The organism is Streptomyces sp. NPDC052101, from assembly GCF_040680235.1.
Classification (GTDB): Bacteria; Actinomycetota; Actinomycetes; order Streptomycetales; family Streptomycetaceae; genus Streptomyces.
Genome location: NZ_JBFAWH010000008.1, coordinates 61,575 through 79,563 on the forward strand (window position 1 = coordinate 61,575; position 17,989 = coordinate 79,563).

16 protein-coding genes are annotated in these 17,989 nt (G+C 72.5%); 3 read left to right on the top strand and 13 right to left on the bottom strand.

Going from position 1 to position 17,989, the window contains the following annotated elements; translation table 11 throughout:
- Window positions 1-43: 43 nt before the first annotated feature.
- Window positions 44-784 carry a GntR family transcriptional regulator gene (locus tag AB0L75_RS16540; RefSeq protein ID WP_365181347.1) on the top strand — a complete coding sequence of 247 codons (741 nt, stop codon included), beginning with the start codon at window positions 44-46 and terminating at the stop codon, window positions 782-784.
- Window positions 785-963: 179 nt separating this feature from the next.
- Here the strand turns inward: AB0L75_RS16540 and AB0L75_RS16545 are convergent, their stop codons facing one another.
- The 5 genes from AB0L75_RS16545 to AB0L75_RS16565 all read right to left on the bottom strand — a co-directional run bounded on the left by AB0L75_RS16545 (window position 964) and on the right by AB0L75_RS16565 (window position 5,642).
- Window positions 964-1,416 (bottom strand): Lrp/AsnC family transcriptional regulator, encoded by a 453-nt coding sequence (locus AB0L75_RS16545; RefSeq protein ID WP_189951605.1) that lies wholly within the window; start codon window positions 1,414-1,416, stop codon window positions 964-966.
- A gap of 27 nt (window positions 1,417-1,443) precedes the next feature.
- Window positions 1,444-2,931 carry an amino acid permease gene (locus tag AB0L75_RS16550; RefSeq protein ID WP_365181349.1) on the bottom strand — a complete coding sequence of 496 codons (1,488 nt, stop codon included), beginning with the start codon at window positions 2,929-2,931 and terminating at the stop codon, window positions 1,444-1,446.
- 333 nt (window positions 2,932-3,264) lie between these two features.
- A complete protein-coding gene (locus AB0L75_RS16555) occupies window positions 3,265-4,707 on the bottom strand; it encodes a GuaB1 family IMP dehydrogenase-related protein (RefSeq protein WP_365181351.1) in 1,443 nt (480 codons plus the stop codon).
- Between the two features lie 132 nt (window positions 4,708-4,839).
- Window positions 4,840-5,187 carry a barstar family protein gene (locus AB0L75_RS16560; RefSeq protein ID WP_365181353.1) on the bottom strand — a complete coding sequence of 116 codons (348 nt, stop codon included), beginning with the start codon at window positions 5,185-5,187 and terminating at the stop codon, window positions 4,840-4,842.
- Window positions 5,184-5,642: a ribonuclease domain-containing protein gene (locus AB0L75_RS16565; RefSeq protein WP_365181355.1), complete on the bottom strand. Its 459-nt coding sequence runs from the start codon at window positions 5,640-5,642 to the stop codon at window positions 5,184-5,186. Before AB0L75_RS16565 ends, AB0L75_RS16560 begins: the two co-directional genes overlap by 4 nt.
- A gap of 451 nt (window positions 5,643-6,093) precedes the next feature.
- On the opposite strand from AB0L75_RS16565, the gene AB0L75_RS16570 reads away from it, so the two are divergent.
- Window positions 6,094-6,288: a hypothetical protein gene (locus AB0L75_RS16570; RefSeq protein WP_365181357.1), complete on the top strand. Its 195-nt coding sequence runs from the start codon at window positions 6,094-6,096 to the stop codon at window positions 6,286-6,288.
- Between the two features lie 679 nt (window positions 6,289-6,967).
- Here the strand turns inward: AB0L75_RS16570 and AB0L75_RS16575 are convergent.
- From AB0L75_RS16575 to fmt, 4 genes are all read right to left on the bottom strand, one after another.
- A complete protein-coding gene (locus tag AB0L75_RS16575) occupies window positions 6,968-8,011 on the bottom strand; it encodes a sugar-binding domain-containing protein (RefSeq protein WP_365181359.1) in 1,044 nt (347 codons plus the stop codon).
- Between the two features lie 110 nt (window positions 8,012-8,121).
- Window positions 8,122-8,808 (bottom strand): ribulose-phosphate 3-epimerase, encoded by a 687-nt coding sequence (gene rpe, locus AB0L75_RS16580; RefSeq protein ID WP_365181361.1) that lies wholly within the window; start codon window positions 8,806-8,808, stop codon window positions 8,122-8,124.
- Between the two features lie 132 nt (window positions 8,809-8,940).
- Window positions 8,941-10,359 carry a transcription antitermination factor NusB gene (locus tag AB0L75_RS16585; RefSeq protein WP_365181362.1) on the bottom strand — a complete coding sequence of 473 codons (1,419 nt, stop codon included), beginning with the start codon at window positions 10,357-10,359 and terminating at the stop codon, window positions 8,941-8,943.
- A gap of 79 nt (window positions 10,360-10,438) precedes the next feature.
- Window positions 10,439-11,371 carry a methionyl-tRNA formyltransferase gene (gene fmt, locus AB0L75_RS16590; RefSeq protein WP_365181364.1) on the bottom strand — a complete coding sequence of 311 codons (933 nt, stop codon included), beginning with the start codon at window positions 11,369-11,371 and terminating at the stop codon, window positions 10,439-10,441.
- Between the two features lie 246 nt (window positions 11,372-11,617).
- Here fmt and AB0L75_RS16595 point away from each other — a divergent pair, with 246 nt between their 5' ends.
- Window positions 11,618-12,160 (top strand): hypothetical protein, encoded by a 543-nt coding sequence (locus AB0L75_RS16595; protein ID WP_365181366.1) that lies wholly within the window; start codon window positions 11,618-11,620, stop codon window positions 12,158-12,160.
- Window positions 12,161-12,289: 129 nt separating this feature from the next.
- Here the strand turns inward: AB0L75_RS16595 and AB0L75_RS16600 are convergent, their stop codons facing one another.
- The 4 genes from AB0L75_RS16600 to rpoZ all read right to left on the bottom strand — a co-directional run bounded on the left by AB0L75_RS16600 (window position 12,290) and on the right by rpoZ (window position 17,952).
- Window positions 12,290-14,449, bottom strand: a complete 2,160-nt coding sequence (locus tag AB0L75_RS16600; RefSeq protein ID WP_365181368.1) for a primosomal protein N' — start codon at window positions 14,447-14,449, stop codon at window positions 12,290-12,292.
- A gap of 420 nt (window positions 14,450-14,869) precedes the next feature.
- A complete protein-coding gene (gene metK, locus AB0L75_RS16605; RefSeq protein ID WP_365181370.1) occupies window positions 14,870-16,078 on the bottom strand; it encodes a methionine adenosyltransferase in 1,209 nt (402 codons plus the stop codon).
- A 296-nt stretch (window positions 16,079-16,374) separates the two neighbouring features.
- On the bottom strand, window positions 16,375-17,577 hold the full coding sequence (gene coaBC / locus AB0L75_RS16610) for a bifunctional phosphopantothenoylcysteine decarboxylase/phosphopantothenate--cysteine ligase CoaBC (RefSeq protein ID WP_365181371.1): 1,203 nt from the start codon (window positions 17,575-17,577) through the stop codon (window positions 16,375-16,377).
- Window positions 17,578-17,679: 102 nt separating this feature from the next.
- Window positions 17,680-17,952: a DNA-directed RNA polymerase subunit omega gene (rpoZ, locus tag AB0L75_RS16615; RefSeq protein WP_003982715.1), complete on the bottom strand. Its 273-nt coding sequence runs from the start codon at window positions 17,950-17,952 to the stop codon at window positions 17,680-17,682.
- Window positions 17,953-17,989 lie beyond the last annotated feature (37 nt).

Below are 17,989 nucleotides of genomic sequence, written 5' to 3' on the forward strand. Positions count from 1 at the left end.
AGGCTGGTCACGCTGTGCACAGTGACCTGAGCAGAGGGGAAGCATGACCGCGCGACACGAGGAGATCGCCGACGAACTGCGGCGGGCGATCGACCGCGAGGAGTACACGGTCGGCAGCCGCCTGCCCTCGGAGTCGGAACTCGCGACGCACTACGGCGTCTCACGCGGCACGGTCCGCCAGGCCGTCGCGACCCTCACCTCCGAGGGCCTCATCGGCTCCCGCCAGGGCGCCCGGCGCGTCGTGCTCGCCAGCCGCCGCAGCCAGAGCTTCGAGGAGCTGCGCAGCTTCGCCCAGTGGGCGCGCGCGATGGGCCGCGAGGCCACGGGCCACGTGGTGACACAGGAGTACCGCCCGGCCACCCACGAGGACGCCGTGCGCCTCCAACTGCCCATCGGCACACGGGTGTTGCACGTGCTTCGACTGCGCGGCCTGGACGGCGACCCAGTGCTGCTGGAGCGGACCGTGTACGCCGACTGGATCTCCCCGGCGGTGGAGTCGATCGAGCCGGACTGCCCCTCGGTCACCCAACGCCTGTACGACGACACGGGGTTGGTCTTCGCCTACGGCGAGCACATCATCGACGCGGTGGCCAGCGGCGCGCAGGACGCCGAGTTGCTGCGGGTACGCCGTACGAGTCCGCTGCTGCGGGTGCGGCGCGTGACGACGACGCGTGAAGGGCGGCCGGTGGAGTGGTCCGACGACCGCTACCGCCCGGACGCGGTGAGCTTCAGCGTGCGGAACTCGATCGGGAGCAATGCGCTGACGCGGAAGTCCGCGGAATAGAACTCGGGGCGCTTTCGCCGTCGCCGGGTGCGGGTGCGTCGTGGTTTCTCGCGCAGTTCCCCGCGCCCCTGAGGGTGCTGCGGTCCAGCATGCCCGAAAGGGGCGCGGGGAACTGCGCGATCAGCCACAGACCACCCGCACCCGGCGAACGCCGATGCGCCCCGGGCTGGAATCCGCGCTTACCCCGGCGCGCCGGAGGAGAAGCGGCGCAGCAACGGCGAGAGCACCAGCACCGACTTGGTGCGCTCCACGAACGGCTCCCCGGCAATACGTTCCAGCACCCGCTCGAAGTGACGCATGTCGGACGCGAAGACCTGGGCGATCGCGTCCGCGTCGCCGGTGACGGTCGACGCGGCCACGACTTCCTGATAGCGCTCCAGGCCCCGCTGGATGGTCTCCGGCGAGGTGTTGCGCCGGCAGTGGATCTCGATGTAGCCCTCGGTCTCCCAGCCGAGCGCCGCCGGGTCCACCCGGACGGTGAATCCGGTGATGGCTCCGGTGGCCCGCAGCCGGTCCACGCGCCGCTTCACCGCGGGCGCGGACAGGCCGACCATCTGCCCGATGTCCGCGTAGGAGCGGCGGGCGTCCTCGGCGAGGGCGTGCACGATGCGTTCGTCGAGATCGTTCAGCACAGGGGGTGGTTCACTTCTTCGGTTCGGTCACTTCTCTGCCGTCACCGCGAGGTCCGCACCGGCCGCGAGACGGGAACGGCGATAGCCGTATACGAAGTAGAACACGAGCCCGACGGCCATCCAGACACCGAACACGATCCAGGTGACGCTCGACAGGCTGCCCATCATCCAGACGCAGAAGCCGAAGCCCAGCGCGGGCAGCAGCGGAGACAGCGGCACGCGGAAGGTGCGGTTCATGGTCGGGCGCGTCCGGCGCAGCACCACGACGGCCACGTTGACCAGCGCGAAGGCGAACAGCGTGCCGATGCTGGTGGCATCGGCCAGCTGGCCCAGCGGGATCGCGGCGGCGAGGACACCGCAGAACAGGGAGACGATCACCGTGTTGGCGCGGGGCGCACCGGTCGTCGGGTGCACCTTGGCGAAGATCTTGGGCACCAGGCCGTCGCGGGACATGGCGAACAGGATGCGGGTCTGGCCGTAGAGCACGGTCAGGACGACGCTCGCGATGGCGATGACGGCACAGAAGGCCAGCAGGGTGGCCCAGAAGCCCTGCCCGGTGACGTCCTTCATGATCCCGGCGAGCGCGGCCTCCGAGTCGTTGAACTTCCGCCACGGCTTCGCGCCGACGGCGACGGCCGCGACCAGCACATACAGGGCGGTCACGATGACCAGGGACAGCATGATGGCGCGCGGCAGGTCGCGCTGGGCGTCCTTCGCCTCCTCACCGGCGGTGGAGGCGGCGTCGAAGCCGATGTACGAGAAGAACAGCGTGCCGGCGGCGCCGCTGACGCCCGCCATGCCGAGCGGCATGAAGTGCGCGTAGTTACCGGACTTGAAGCCCATGAAGCCGATCGCGCAGAACAGGATCAGCGCGGCGATCTTCACGCACACCATGATGGTGTTGGCCCGCGCGGACTCCTTGGCGCCGCCGAGCAGGAACGCCATCGCGAGGAGCACGACGATCAGGGCGGGCAGGTTGAAGATGCCGCCGTCGCCGGGCGGAGCCGACAGGGCCGTCGGGATGGTCACGCCTATCGTGCCGTCCAGCAGCTCATTGAGGTACTCGCCCCAGCCGACGGCCACGGCGGCCACCGAGACGCCGTACTCCAGCAGCAGACACCAGCCGCAGACCCAGGCGATCAGTTCGCCCATGGTTGCGTATGCGTACGAGTACGAGGAGCCGGAGACCGGGATGGTGCCCGCCAGCTCGGCGTAGGACAGGGCCGAGAACAGCGCGGTGAGACCGGCGATCACGAAGGACAGGGTGACGGCCGGGCCCGCCTTGGGGACGGCCTGGCCGAGGACCACGAAGATGCCGGTACCGAGCGTGGCACCGATGCTGATCATGGTCAGCTGCCAGAGGCCGAGGGAGCGCCGCAGCGAGCCCCCCTCGCCCTGGCCGCCCTCCGCGACCAGGCGTTCCACGGGCTTGCGCCGCATGAGGCGCGCGGCGAAGCCCGGGGACGCGGGGGCGGTCGCTGTGCGGTCGTGCGGGGGTGCGCCTTGGTCGAGCACGCGCTGGCTCCTTAATCCTGCCGGTCATTGCGGACGGGGACCGGGGCAGCCCTGCGAGGGCAGGAACCACCGAGCGGAGTCCCCGCCACGCCACGTACAGACGAGCACCCTATGAGTCAGGCCTTCACGGGCGTAATGCAGCAACCTTGCGCGTCCCCGGATGATCATTGCGTTCATCGGACCGGAATGACAAATCGTTGCGCCCGGGCTGCCGACCGTTGCACAGCCACCTCACCGCCGCCTGCGCGCACCCCCTGTGCCCGGATACGCCGACGGCCCCCGCTCCTCCCTCACGGGGAGAGGAACGGGGGCCGTACGGACGTGTCGCGCCGGTCAGCTCCAGCTGGCGTGCAGCGGCTTGCCCTCGGCGTAGCCGGCGGCGCTCTGGATGCCGACGATGGCCTTCTCGGCGAACTCCTCCAGGGAGCCGGCGCCGGCGTAGGTGCAGGAGGAGCGGACACCCGCGATGATCGAGTCGATCAGGTCCTCGACGCCCGGGCGGGCCGGGTCGAGGAACATGCGGGAGTGGGAGATGCCCTCCTCGAACAGCGCCTTGCGGGCGCGGTCGTAGGCCGACTCCTCCGACGTGCGGTTGGCCACCGCGCGCGCGGACGCCATGCCGAAGGACTCCTTGTAGGCACGCCCGTTGGCGTCGTGCTGGAGGTCGCCCGGCGATTCGTACGTGCCCGCGAACCAGGAGCCGACCATCACGTTGGACGCACCGGCCGCGAGGGCCATCGCCACGTCGCGCGGGTGCCGGACACCGCCGTCGGCCCACACGTGCTTGCCGTACTTCTTCGCCTCGGCGGCGCACTCCAGCACCGCGGAGAACTGCGGCCGGCCCACACCGGTCATCATGCGGGTGGTGCACATGGCGCCGGGGCCGACACCGACCTTGATGATGTCCGCACCGGCGTCGACGAGATCCTTGACGCCCTCGGCGGAGACGATGTTGCCCGCGACGATCGGCACCTGCGGGTCGAGGGCGCGCACCAGCTTGATGGCGCTGATCATCGACTCCTGGTGGCCGTGCGCGGTGTCGATGACGAGCGTGTCCACGCCCGCGTCGAGCAGCTGCTTGGCCTTGCCCGCCACATCGCCGTTGATGCCGACGGCGGCGGCGATGCGCAGCTTGCCCTGCGCGTCGACGGCCGGCGTGTACAGCGTGGCGCGCAGGGCGCCCTTGCGGGTGAGGATGCCGGCCAGCTTGCCGTCCTTGTCGACGGCCGGGGCGTAGCGGCGGTTGGCCGCGTCCAGCCGGTTGAAGGCCTCGCGCGGGTCGATGTCGGCGTCGAGCAGCAGCAGGTCCTTGGACATGACGACTTCGAGCTGCGTGAAGCGGTCGACGCCGGTCAGGTCCTGGTCGGTGACGACACCGACGGGCCGCTGGTTCTCGTCGACGACCACACCGGCGTTGTGGGCCCGCTTGGGCAGCAGCGCGAGCGCGTCGGCGACGGTCTGGTGCGGGGCGAGGACGATCGGCGTGTCGAGCACCAGGTGGCGGCTCTTCACCCAGGAGACCACGTCGGTGACGACGTCGATCGGGATGTCCTGCGGGATGACCACCAGGCCACCGCGGCGGGCCATGGTCTCGGCCATGCGGCGGCCGGCGATGGCGGTCATGTTTGCGACGACGAGCGGGATGGTGGTGCCCGTGCCGTCCGGCGAGCTGAGGTCCACGCCCTGACGCGATCCGACCGCGGAGCGGCTCGGCACCATGAAAACGTCGTCGTACGTCAGGTCGTACGCGGGCTGGATGTCATTGAGGAAACGCACGTGCTGCACATCCCAGTCGTTCAGAAGTGACCCCCGGACAGGTGTGCCAAGGGGAAAGAGCACGTACTTCATTCTCCCATGTCGGGGCCGCTGTCATACCCCGACGAAACATCCAGGGTGACCGCCGATCACCTAGGAGGATCCTCCAAGCCGCCGCGGATCGCCCAGGGCCAGCACGACGGCGAGCGTGGGCGTCCGGTCCACCGCCTCGGCGAACACCTCCTGGGCCGTCCGCCACTCGCCCGGCTCCGCCTCGGCGTACGACCGCCAGCCGCGCACGACGATCAGCAGTCCCTGCTCCACGGCCCCGTCGGGCCAGACGGTGTGGTCGGAGAGGGAGTCGGCCAGCGCGTCCCAGTTACGGCCGAACCAGTCGGGCAGCGTCAGCGCCCGCGCGGTGCGGTCCATCAGCCCGGCCTTGTCGGTGACACCGTCGAGGTCCAGCGTCACGACGAGCCGCCCTGTCAGGTCTTCGGTCATCTCAGTACCGCCCGGAAGGAGTTGTAGTGATCATCGGTGTAGTAGATCTCCCCGCTCTGCCCGGTGACGATGCGCCGGGCCCCGCGGTCGCGTGAGCCGGGTGTGGTGACCGTGTACTCGTGGTAGTAGCCGCGCTGATGCCCGGGCAGCCGGCCTTCGTGGTTCCCGAAGACGACGCCGTCCTTGGCGTACGGGAAGGGGCCGCCCTTGTCGATGAGGGCGAGCGTCCTGCGGGCCTCGGCCGGCAGCTGGGCCTCCCTGACCGTGCCCATGCCGTGCGCCCACGCCGGGGCGGACGCACCCGTACCGGCCGGACGCGACCCCCCGACACCGGATCCCCCTCCCGGACTCCCCGCGGACGAACACCCCGCGAGCAGTACGGCAACCACGAGGGCCAGCAGCCCCACGAGCACCCGGCGCAGCCCGAGGGCCCGCCCGGCAGCGGGACGCGGCACCGGCGAAGCTCCGGGAGCGGGAGTGAAATGCGCCGTGAGCGAGGCCCTGGGAGCGGGACGCGGCAATCGGGACCGCCCGGGGCCAGGGGGCGGCGTGAGCAAGGCCCTGCGAGCGGGACGCGGCTCTCGGAGCCGCCTGGGGCTGGGGGGCGGCGTGAGAAAGGCCCTGAGAGCGAGACGCAGCTCTCGAGGCCGCCCTGGGCTGGGGGGCGGCGTAAGCGAGGCTCTCGGAGCGGGACGCGGCTCTCGGGACCGCCCGCTAGAGGGCGGCGTAAGCGAGGCTCTCGGAGCGGGACGCGGCTCTCGGGACCGCCCGGGGCTAGAGGGCGGCGTAAGCGAGGCCCTGGGGGCGGGACGCGGCTCTCGGAGCCGCCTGGGGCTGGGGGGCGGCGTAAGCGAGGCCCTGGGAGCAGGGCGCGGCTCTCGGGACCGCCCGGGGCTGAGGTGCGGCGTGCGGGACCGCCTTGGCCTGTGGGGGACGAACTGCGGCAGCATGCCGATGATGCTGCCACGCCCGTCCTGCCCCGTCGGCGCGACGACCCGCAGCGGCCCGTCGCACCGGGCCGGGCTCGGCCGCGATCCGGCGCACCGCGCCGTGATCCGCGAGGGCCCGCGTCGTCTTGTCACGACCCGCGTCGCCGTTTGACGAGGGGCAGGCGAGGCGACGACCGACAACACCCTGACAACCATGTCCTGTCCCGGCGGCCTCGGGTCGCCGACCTGGCCGCTCCCGACCCGCCCCGCTCAACCCACTTGCCCCGACCGGCCTCGACATGCCACGCCCGACCCGGCCAGGGCCCGACTCACCACGCCTGGCCAAGCCGCCCGGTCGGACGCGAGACACCACCCCCGGCTCACCTGCCACGGTCGGCCGTGAGTACTTACCCACCGGCCCCGACACGCCACGGCCGACCCACCCGACGCGGCCAGAGCCCGACTCACCACGCCCGGCCAAACCGCCCGGCCGGACGCGAGACACCACCCCCGGCTCACCCGCCGCGGTCAGACGTGAGTGGCCACGCTCAGCCCACTTACCCCCACCGGCCCCGACACCCCCGCCCGACCAAGCCAGCGCCCGACCCGCCACGCCCGGCCAAACCGCCCGGTCGGACGCGAGACACCACCCCGGCTCACCCGCTGCGGTCAGCCGTGAGCGCCATGCCGGGCCCACCCACCGCGGTCGGCCGTGAGTGGCCATGCCCGGCTCATCAGCCACCGTCAGCAGTAAGGGCCATGCCCGGCTCACCTGCCCCGTCTCGGCCGTCGTAGCCCTGCCCCGCCCCGGCCCGCCGAGGGGCCGCCCCGCGGCACGGCCACGGGGCCTGTCAGATCCCGTCCGGGTCCGCTCGGCTGAGGGCCGGCTTCGGGGTCGGGCCGGCCGTCATCAGGTAGTCCGCGGCCGAGGTGTCCGTGACCAGGCTGGTGACCAGCCCGGACCGCAGCACCGCGTCGATCGCGGACGCCTTGCGCTGCCCGCCGGCGATGGCCACGACCTCCGGGATACGGCGCAGCTGGTCGGCCTTGACCGTGATGCAGCGCTCCCCCAGGTCACGCCCGATCCGGCGCCCGTCGGCGTCGAAAAGGTGCGCGGCCATCTCGGCGGCCACGCCCAGCGAGGCGTAGTGCGCCCGTTCCTCGTCGCTGAGCATGTCGTGCACCGTCGAGATGCCCGGCTCCCAGGAACCGATGGAGACGCAGGCGACCGTGACCTTGTCGAAGTACTCGAAGGCCCGGGCGATCCCGGTCTGGTTACGCAGCGCCGCCGCGGTGGCCGCGTCCGGCAGCAGCATCGGCGCGTAGATCGGGTGGGCGTCGCCGCCCGAGACCTGGGCGGCACGGCGCACGGCCTCGACCGAGCCGCGCTCCGAGGTCCCTGCGTCGTACACCCCCGTCAGCTGCACGACCGTGCACGGCGGCAGCCGGTCGAGCGCCGCCGCCATGTGGATGGTGGACCGGCCCCAGGCCAGCCCCAGCACGTCGCCCTCGTTGACCAGCTCGCCGAGCAGGTCGGCGGCGACCTCGCCGAGGTTCTCGGGGTCGGGGGTCTCCTCGGCCTCGGCCGGGGACTCGACCACGACTGCGTGCCTCAGGCCGTAGCGGGCGCGGAGCGCGTCGGAGCGCTCGGCGTCCAGCTCGGCCGGGACGCGGATCTCGATGCGTACGAGATCCCGTTCGAGAGCCGTCTCCAGGACCCGGGCCACCTTGAAGCGGCTGACGCCGAACTCCTCAGCGATCTGGATCTTGGACTTGCCCTCGAGGTAGAAGCGGCGGGCCATGGCCGCCGCCTGCACCAGCTCTGCGGGTCCCATCCGCATGGCTGACCGGCCCGCCGACATACCCGACACGGCGATCTCCTCACTGCTGTTCACACTCTGGATTCGCCGTTCATCCTTGCAGATTCGGCGCTACGGATCCGCCCTGATAGGGGCCGTTCACTTAACCGTTCATGTAGCCGTGGCTCAGTGGTCGCATGCCGGGCTCAGTGGTCGCATGCCCAGGATGCCTTGGCGGTCGCGGCCTCCGCCTGGCTGCGCAGTGCCCGTACCGCTTCGGCCGGGTCCTGCGCGCCGTACACGGCCGAGCCTGCGACGAACACATCCGCTCCCGCGTCCGCGCACCGCTCGATCGTCGAGGCCGAGACACCGCCGTCCACCTGCAGCCACAGCTGAAGACCGTGCTTGCCGATCAGCTCACGGGTGCGGCGGATCTTCGGCAGCATGATGTCGAGGAACGCCTGGCCGCCGAAGCCGGGCTCGACCGTCATGATCAGCAGCATGTCCAGTTCCGGGAGAAGGTCCTCGAACGGCTCGATCGGCGTCGCCGGCTTGAGCGCCATGGAGGCGCGGGCACCCTTGGCGCGGATCTCCCGGGCGAGTCGCACAGGAGCGGCGGCCGCCTCCACATGGAAGGTGACCGAGGAGGCCCCCGCCTCGACGTACTGGGGCGCCCAGCGGTCGGGGTCCTCGATCATCAGGTGGCAGTCCAGCGGGGTGTCCGTCGCACGGGCCAGGGACTCCACGACCGGCACACCGAGCGTGAGGTTCGGGACGAAGTGGTTGTCCATGACGTCGACATGGAGCCAGTCGGCGCCCTGGACCGCCTTGGCCTCCTCCGCGAGTCTGGCGAAGTCGGCGGACAGGATGCTGGGGTTGATCTGTGCGGCCATGCCCCAAGCCTGCCATGCCGCTGCGCTTGGCAGTAACGGCGGTCCCTTGAGGTTGTGCGTCGTCCGCGGGCCGGTGGGGGCCGGTCGCGCAGTTCTCCGGGCCCCTTGCGGGGCGCTGCCCCCAGCGGTGTTTCAGCCCGTTCTGCGGATCAGGGCCAGGTACATGGCGTCCGTGCCGTGCAGATGCGGCCACAGCTGCAGGTCCGGCCCCTCGCCGAGCGCCGGGACGCCCGGCAGCAGCGGACGGGCGTCGATCAGCTCCGTCTGCGGGCGCTGCTTGAGGACGTCGGCGACGACCGCGCGGGTCTCGGCGAGGTGCGGCGAGCAGGTCGCGTAACCGACGATCCCGCCGACGCGCACCGAGTCGAGCGCGGTGTGCAGCAGGGCGCGCTGCAGCGGCGCGAAGTTCTCCAGGTCCTCCGGGCGGCGCCGCCAGCGGGCCTCGGGGCGCCGGCGCAGGGCACCGAGCCCGGTGCACGGCACGTCCATCAGCACCCGGTCGAAGGTGCCGGGCCGCCACGGCGGCCGGGTCCCGTCGGCGGCGATGACCTGGTACGGCCCCGGGTTGCCGGCCAGTGCCCGGGCGACCAGCCCCGCCCGGTGCGGCTGCTTCTCGGAGGCGAGCAGCGTGGCGCCCCGCTCGGCGGCGAGGGCGGCCAGCAGCGCGGCCTTGCCGCCGGGCCCGGCACACCCGTCCAGCCACGCGCTGTCGGAGCCCTCCAGGGGCGCGTTGGCGAGCGCGAGGGCGACCAGCTGGCTGCCCTCGTCCTGCACGCCGGCCCGCCCCTCGCGCACCGCCTCGACCGCGCCCGGCTCGCCGCCCTCGGCGAGCCGCACGGCGTACGGCGACCAGCGTCCGGGTACGGCGGCGTCCTCGCGCAGCAGCTCCTCGGTGGTGGCCCGCCCCGGCCGTGCGACCAGGGTCACCTCGGGCCGTTCGTTGTCGGCCTCCAGCAGGTCCTCGATACCGGCGCGCCCGCCGCCGAGGGAGTCCCAGAGCGCGGAGACGACCCAGCGGGGATGCGAGTGGACGACGGCGAGGTGATCCTCGGGATCCTCGTCGTAGGGCGGCGCGACCTTCTCCAGCCATCCGTCGAGATCGTGCTGCGCGACCTTGCGCAGCACGGCGTTGACGAACTTGGCCCGCCCGTCGCCGAGCACCACCCGCGCCAGTTCGACGGAGGCGGACACAGCGGCGTGGGTCGGGATCCGCGTCCCGAGCAGCTGATGCGCGCCGAGACTGAGCACATCGAGCACCGGCGGGTCGACCTCGCGCAGCGGCCGGTCGACACAGGCGGCGATCACCGCGTCGTACGTCCCCTGCCGGCGCAGCGTGCCGTACACCAGCTCGGTGGCGAGAGCGGCGTCCCGCGCGTCGAAGTCGCCCTTCTCCCGGGCCTTGCGCAGCAGCGGCGGCAGTACGAGGTTGGCGTACGCGTCCCGTTCGTCGACCGCGCGCAGCGCCTCGAAGGCCAGGATGCGGACGGGGTCCTTCTGCGGACGACGGTAGGGCTTGGCGGGCCGGTTCGGCCGCCGGGACTGCTCGCTCACGAAAAAGGTGCTCCGGATATGAGGAAGAGGTGCGGTTCCAGCCTACGTCGATACCGAGCCGCCCCCTTCGGCCGGGGCCTCAGCCGCCGAGCGTCTCGCTGTCGGTGATGCGCACGCCGCGGGCCCAGTCGGCCGCCCGCATCGGCTTCTTGCCCTGCGCCTGCACCCAGAGCAGCTCGACGGCGTACGAACCGGTGCCCACGTGCACGCTGTTCTTGCCGACGGCCATCCGTCCCGGCGCGAGGTCGGTGCGCTCGGGCACGGGCGTGACCTGGATGAGCTTGAGCCGCTCGCCGCGGAAGGTGGTCCAGGCGCCGGGCGCCGGGGTGCAGCCGCGCACGACCCGGTCGACGCGCAGCGCGGGCGCGGCCCAGTCGACGAGCGCGTCCTCGACAGTGATCTTCGGCGCGGCGGTGACGCCCTCGGCCGGCTGCGGTACGGCCTTCAGGGTGCCGTCCTCGATGCCGTCCATGGTCGCGGCGAGCAGCCCGGCGCCGGCGAAGGCGAGCCGGGTGAGCAGGTCGCCGCTGGTGTCGGTGGCCCGGATCGTCTCGGTCACGGTGCCGTAGACGGGCCCGGAGTCCAGCCCCTCCTCGATGAGGAAGGTGGAGGCGCCGGTGATCTCGTCGCCTGCCATGATGGCGTGCTGCACCGGAGCCGCCCCGCGCCAGGCCGGCAGCAGCGAGAAATGCAGATTGACCCAGCCATGGACCGGGACGTCGAGGGCGACCCTGGGCAGCAGGGCGCCGTAGGCGACGACCGGGCAGCAGTCCGGGGCGATCTCCTTCAGCCGCTCCAGGAACTCGGGGTCCCGCGGCTTGAGGGGCTTGAGCACCTCGATCCCGGCCTCCTCCGCCCGCTCGGCCACGGGCGACGCGACCAGCCTGCGCCCGCGTCCGGCCGGCGCGTCGGGCCGCGTGACGACGGCGGCCACCTCATGCCGCCCGGAGGCGATCAGAGCGTCCAGAGCGGGAACTGCGACCTCGGGGGTACCGGCGAAGACAAGCTTCATGGGCGGGATCGGGCCTCTCGGGCGGGGGTTGGACGGGCAGCGCACCAGTCTATGACCAGGCCCGCTCCCGCGCGCCGCCGCCTGCGCGGCGGGCGGCGCGCGGATGGTCGACCGGCGTACGCATATGCCCGTACGCCCCCACCCCGTGACCCGGGGAGCGCACACGCGTTGGTCAAGAAAGAGTTGACCGCACAGGGCCGCTTTCGCGGCCCGATTCCTTTCAACGCCGGTTCGAGAGGCTTGTTCATGGCCGACCACGCAACCCACGACGCCCAGGCCCGGGCCAGCCTGCACTTGCTGGTGCGGGACATCGAGCGGGTCCGCCGACAGGTGGACGCGCTGCGCACCCTCACCGCCCAGCTGGGCAATGTCTACCGCCCGCGCCGCTCCGGCCCGTCCACAGGCTTCGTCGTCTACGGACGCGCCCCCGCCCCGACGGTGCGCCTTGCCCAGGAACTCCGGGACAGTGTCGAAACCCTGGTCACGGCCGCCGTGGACTTCGACCGTTCACTCGGCTTCTCGTGGGACGCGGTGGGCTCGGCGCTCGGGGTCACCAAGCAGGCGGTGCACCGCCGTTACGGCGCCCGCCGCGCCGCGACCCAGGCGGCCGCCGAGGCGGAGCGAGCCCCGGAGCCCTCCGGGACCCGCACGCTCAATGTGAACACCGCCCTGCCCACGGTCCCGACGGTCCCCGCGGCCCGCTCGATGCCCACGCAGCCGACGGCGGGCAGCCCCGCCCTGCGCGACGACGCCCGCCCGACGGCGTTCCCCAGCCCGCGCAACGGCTGACGCCTCCCCTGCCCTCCCGGTGCCGTCCGGGAGGGCGACCCCCGAGGTGTCCAGCGTCTCGGCCGACTGGAAACGGGCAGTACACGAACGGGCAGTGCCCGGGTGGGAGAACACCCAGGAAACCACCCGTCACCCGATATCCGCCGGATCGATCCGTACCCGTACCGGCTCCCCGCTCCCCCGGGCCATGCGGGCGGCCTGGGCGGTCTTCAGTGCGGAGGCCAGCGCGGACCCGCTGCCCGGCGGTACCCGAACCAGTGCCCGGTCCCAGTGCTCGCCCGGTGGCGGCGCTCCTGGCCTGCGGGGCCGCCCGGGCGGCGGCGTCGGCACCGGCACCGGCCCCAACACCTCGGCGGCCGGCGGCAGTTCGACCGAGGCCAGGAACTCGGCCACAGCGGCCGGCGTCCCGGACACGGCCGCCATCCGCGACACCGGTGGGAAGCCCAGCTCGGCGCGCTCGGCCAGCTCCCTCACCGCGTGCCCGACGGGGTCCCAGCGCACCAGCGCCTGCACGGGCCGCAGGGTCGGCTCGGCCACCACGACCACCGTGCCCCCCTCGCTCTGCGGCCGTACCAGCGCGCCCGCCGCGATCCACCGACGCAGCGCGTCCTCGCCGGCCCGCAGGTCGGGGCGTACGAGCATGGCCCAGCCGTCCAGCAGCAGGGCCGCCGCGTAGCCGCCCTCGGCGACCGGTTCGGCTCCCGGTGTGCTCACGACCAGCGCGGGCGTGCCCGGCACCGTGTCCAGCACATGCTCACGCCCCGAGGTGCGCACCGGGACGGCGGGAAAGGCGCGCCCCAGTTCCTCGGCCGTCCGCCGCGCCCCCACGATCTGGGCCCGCAGCCGGAAGCCGCCGCACTCAGGGCAGTGCCAGGCGCCCTCCTCGCGCCCGCACCAGTCGCACCGGAGAACCCCTGCGTCCTGGCCCTGGAGGGGCCCTGAACAGTGCCGGCAGCGGGCGGGCGCCCGGCACTGGGCGCAGGCCATGCGGGGCGCGTAACCGCGCCGGGGCACCTGCACCAGCACCGGTCCGTGCCGCAGCCCCTCGCGGGCCGTCTGCCAGGCGAGGGTCGGCAGCCGGGCGGCGCGGGCCGCCTCGTCGCGCGCGAGGTCGTCGTCCCCGACCGTCCGGACCAGGGGTGCGGCCCGGCGCACCTGCTCCCGGCCGGCGGCCAGCGGCCGGGCCCAGCCGCTCTCCACCAGCTGGGCCGCCTCGACGGTGCAGTCGAATCCGCCGAGCAGGAAGCCGCACCTGTCCAGCGCGGCGCGCAGCAGCAGCACATCGCGCGCGTGCGGCTGCGGGGCGTGCTGCTCGCTGTGGCTGTCGTCGCCGTCGTCCCAGATGGCGACGAGTCCCAGGTCCTGCACGGGCGCGAACATGGCGGCGCGCGTCCCGACCACGGCCCGTACGGATCCCCGGCGCACCGCCAGCCACTGCGCGTACCGCTTCTCGGGCCCGGCGTCGGCGGTGAGCAGCGCATGCCGTCCCGTGCCGAGCAGGGCGGTGAGCGCGGCGTCGACGCGCGCGGCGGCCCGCCCGTCCGGTACGACGACGAGGGCGCCGCGTCCCGAGGCGAGTGCGGCGGCGACGGCGCGGGCCAGCTCCTCGCTCCACTGCGGGCCCGGCAGCGCGTTCCAGACCGCCCTGGGCGATCCGCCGGTGGCCAGCGCCTCCAGGAACGCTCCGCCGTGCTCGTACCGTTGCCAGGACGCCGTCTCGGGTGCCTTCGGCGGCGGCAGCGGCGCGGGCGAGGGCCGCTGCTCGGCGCGCGCGCTGCGCGGCGGCACGGCCAGCTGGAGCACATCGGCGAGGCTACCGGCGTACCGGTCGGCCACGGCTCGCGCGAGCCCCAGCAGCTCCTCGCTCAGCACCGGCTCCGGCGAGACGACCTGGGCCAGGGCGGCCAGCGGCCCGGTGTACTCGGACTCGGCCCGCCGCTCGACAAGGAACCCGTCGATGAGCCCGCCGCCCTCGCGACGCCCTTCACACACCCGGTGCCGCCCGGCCCCGAAGCGCACCCGCACCCGCACCCCGGGCTGCGCCTGAGCGTCCAGTTCCTCGGGCACCGCGTAGTCGAAGTACCGGTCGAGGTGCAGCACGCCCTTGTCGACCAGGACGCGGGCGACGGGCAGCTCCTTGGCGAGCGCGGCCCCTCGCCAGGTCCGCGGCTTGGCGCGGGGCGTCTTCGCCTTGCGCACGCTCTCCCGGATGAGCGCGAGCTGCTCCGGCGGCGCCCCTTCGGCCCCGCCTTCTTCGTCCGCTCGGGACGCCCCGTTCTCGCTGCTCACGCTTGCATTCTTACCAAACACCACTGACAGCCGAAGCCCGCCGGCCCACACCGGCCCCGGCACGGGTTTCGTCGGTGTCCCCGATCTGACCTGGTCGCGCATCGACCACCCGGAGGACGTGGTCCGTCCGGGGCAGCGGGTCATCGGGTCATCGGCGAGGTGATCATCGCCGGCACGCATCAGTGCGTGGTCGTCATCTCGCTCAAGGCCCTTCGGGAGGATCCCTGAGACCGGCTCTCCGTGGGCGTGGATGCCATCGTGACGCGGCCGGTGACCATGATGGTCCCTTTTGGGGTGTTCGTCCGTGTCCGGGGACCGCGTGCTGCGCCGGATCCGGCGGGCGGCGGCTCGCTGAGCGGGGACAACGCCGCGAGGCCCGGCCCCCGAAGGGAGGCCGGGCCTCGGCGATGGCAGGTGGGCTTACAGGCCCACGGCGGCGCGCAGGGCGTCCACGCGGTCCGTGCGCTCCCAGGTGAAGTCGGGCAGCTCGCGGCCGAAGTGGCCGTAGGCGGCCGTCTGGGAGTAGATCGGGCGGAGCAGGTCGAGGTCGCGGATGATCGCGGCCGGACGGAGGTCGAAGACCTCGTCGATCGCCTTCTCGATCTTCTCGGCGTCGACCTTGGCGGTGCCGAAGGTCTCGATGAACAGACCGACCGGCTCGGCCTTGCCGATCGCGTACGCCACCTGCACCTCGCACCGCGAGGCCAGGCCCGCCGCCACCACGTTCTTGGCGACCCAGCGCATCGCGTACGCCGCCGAGCGGTCCACCTTGGACGGGTCCTTGCCGGAGAAGGCGCCGCCGCCGTGGCGGGCCATGCCGCCGTAGGTGTCGATGATGATCTTGCGGCCGGTCAGGCCCGCGTCACCCATCGGGCCGCCGATCTCGAAACGACCGGTCGGGTTCACCAGCAGACGGTAGCCCTCGGTGTCCAGCTTGATGCCCTCGTCCAGGAGCGCCTTCAGCTCCGGCTCCACGACGAACTCGCGGATGTCGGGCGCCAGCAGCGACTCCAGGTCGATGTCGGAGGCGTGCTGGGAGGAGACGACCACCGTGTCCAGGCGGACGGCCTTGTCGCCGTCGTACTCGATGGTGACCTGCGTCTTGCCGTCCGGGCGCAGGTAGGGGATCGTGCCGTTCTTGCGGACCTCGGACAGCCGCTTCGACAGGCGGTGCGCCAGGAAGATCGGCAGCGGCATCAGGGTCGGCGTCTCGTCGGACGCGTAGCCGAACATCAGGCCCTGGTCGCCGGCGCCCTGCTTGTCCAGCTCGTCCTCGTCGCCTTCGACCCGGGACTCGTACGCCGTGTCGACGCCCTGGGCGATGTCCGGGGACTGCGCGCCGATCGACACCGACACGCCGCAGGAGGCGCCGTCGAAGCCCTTCTTGGAGGAGTCGTAACCGATCTCGAGGATCTTGTTACGGACCAGGGTCGCGATGTCCGCGTACGCCTTGGTCGTCACCTCGCCGGCCACATGCACCAGGCCGGTGGTGATCAGCGTCTCGACGGCGACCCGGGAGGTCGGGTCCTCGCGCAGAAGCGCGTCGAGAATAGTGTCGCTGATCTGGTCAGCGATCTTGTCGGGGTGACCCTCGGTCACGGACTCCGAGGTGAACAGGCGACGGGACACAACGCTCCCTGTGGTTGCAGCGGCTGCTGGCTGATCATTTGCGGACGACGCGCGGGGCTGCGCCCGGCGTCGACCGAGAACAGTTTATCGGTCACACTCGGCCGATGGGCCACCGTCTCGCCTCTCGGGAGCGCTGTGACCTGCGGCACGGGCATTCTGCACAATGCCGGGCGGCCTGGCCAGGGCCGCCACACCCGATTTGATCGTTCCTCGAGCCCGGCGTCAACCGGCCCTCGGGACCCGGCCGGGACACGCCGAAGGGCTTCCGGCCGGGACACACCGGGGCCGCGCCGGGCTCAGCCGAGCCGCCGTGCGACCAAGTCCCAGACGGTGTCGGCCAGGGCTTCCTTGGGGCCGTGCGGCACCAGTGTCTCGCTGCCGTCGGCGCCCAGCACCACGGCCTCGTTCTCCTCGGAACCGAAGGTCTTGCGCTCCCCCACCTCGTTGACGACGAGCAGGTCGCAGCCCTTGCGGGCGAGCTTGGTGCGGCCGTTGGCGAGGACGTCGTCGGTCTCGGCGGCGAAGCCGACGATCACCTGGCCGGGGCGGGTGCGATCGGCCGAGATCTCCGCGAGGATGTCCGGATTCCGCACCAGGACGATCGGGGCGGGGTCCTGACCGTCCTTCTTCTTGATCTTGCCGGTGGCGTAGCTCGCGGGGCGGAAGTCGGCGACGGCGGCGGCCATGACGACCGCGTCGGCGTCCGACGCCGCCTTCAGGACGGCCTCGCGCAGCTGGACGGCCGTGCCGACCGGTACGACGTCCACGCCCGCCGGGTCGGGCAGGCCGGCGTTGGCCGCGATCAGGGTGACCCGGGCGCCGCGGGCGGCGGCGGTGCGGGCGAGGGCGTAGCCCTGCTTGCCGGAGGAGCGGTTGCCGAGGAAGCGGACCGGGTCGAGGGGCTCGCGGGTGCCGCCGGCGGAGATGACCACGTGCCGCCCGTTGAGATCGGGTTCGGCGACGCCCCGGGCCAGCACCCGGCGGCAGACCTCGAAGATCTCCGCCGGGTCGGGCAGCCGGCCCTTGCCGGTGTCGACGCCGGTGAGCCGGCCGACGGCGGGCTCGATGACGACGGCGCCGCGGCGGCGCAGCGTGGCCACGTTCTCCTGGGTGGCCGGGTGCTCCCACATCTCGGTGTGCATGGCGGGCGCGAAGACGACCGGGCAGCGGGCGGTCAGCAGCGTGTTGGTCAGCAGGTCATCGGCGAGGCCGTGGGCGGCCTTGGCGAGCATGTCGGCGGTGGCGGGCGCGACGACGACGAGGTCGGCCTGCTGGCCGATGCGGACGTGCGGGACCTCGTGCACGTCGTCCCAGACCTCCGTCGAGACGGGGTTGCCGGACAGGGCGGACCAGGTCGCGGCACCGACGAAGTGCAGCGCGGAGGCGGTGGGCACCACGCGGACGTCATGGCCCGACTCCGTAAGCCTTCTCAGCAGCTCACAGGCCTTGTACGCGGCGATGCCGCCGCTGACCCCCAGCACGACCTTCGGCTTGTCCACGCTCACTCCCCGGACTCGGAACCCTGCACCACCAATGACACACCACAGGCCCGGCAGCATGACTGCCAGGCCTGTGGATAAGTCAATCGCAGTATGAAAGTACTACTGCGCCGGGCCTTCCACGGCCTCGGAGGTCAGCAGACCCGCGTTGATCTCGCGCAGGGCGATGGAGAGCGGCTTCTCGTGGACGTGGGTGTCGACGAGCGGACCGACGTACTCGAGGAGGCCCTCGCCGAGCTGGGAGTAGTACGCGTTGATCTGACGGGCCCGCTTGGCGGCGTAGATCACGAGGCTGTACTTCGAGTCGGTGGCCTCAAGCAACTCGTCGATCGGCGGGTTGATGATGCCCTCGGGCGCGGTGATGGAAGAGGACACGCTCTACCTTCCGATGGAGGGGAAAAGATCAGTCGTG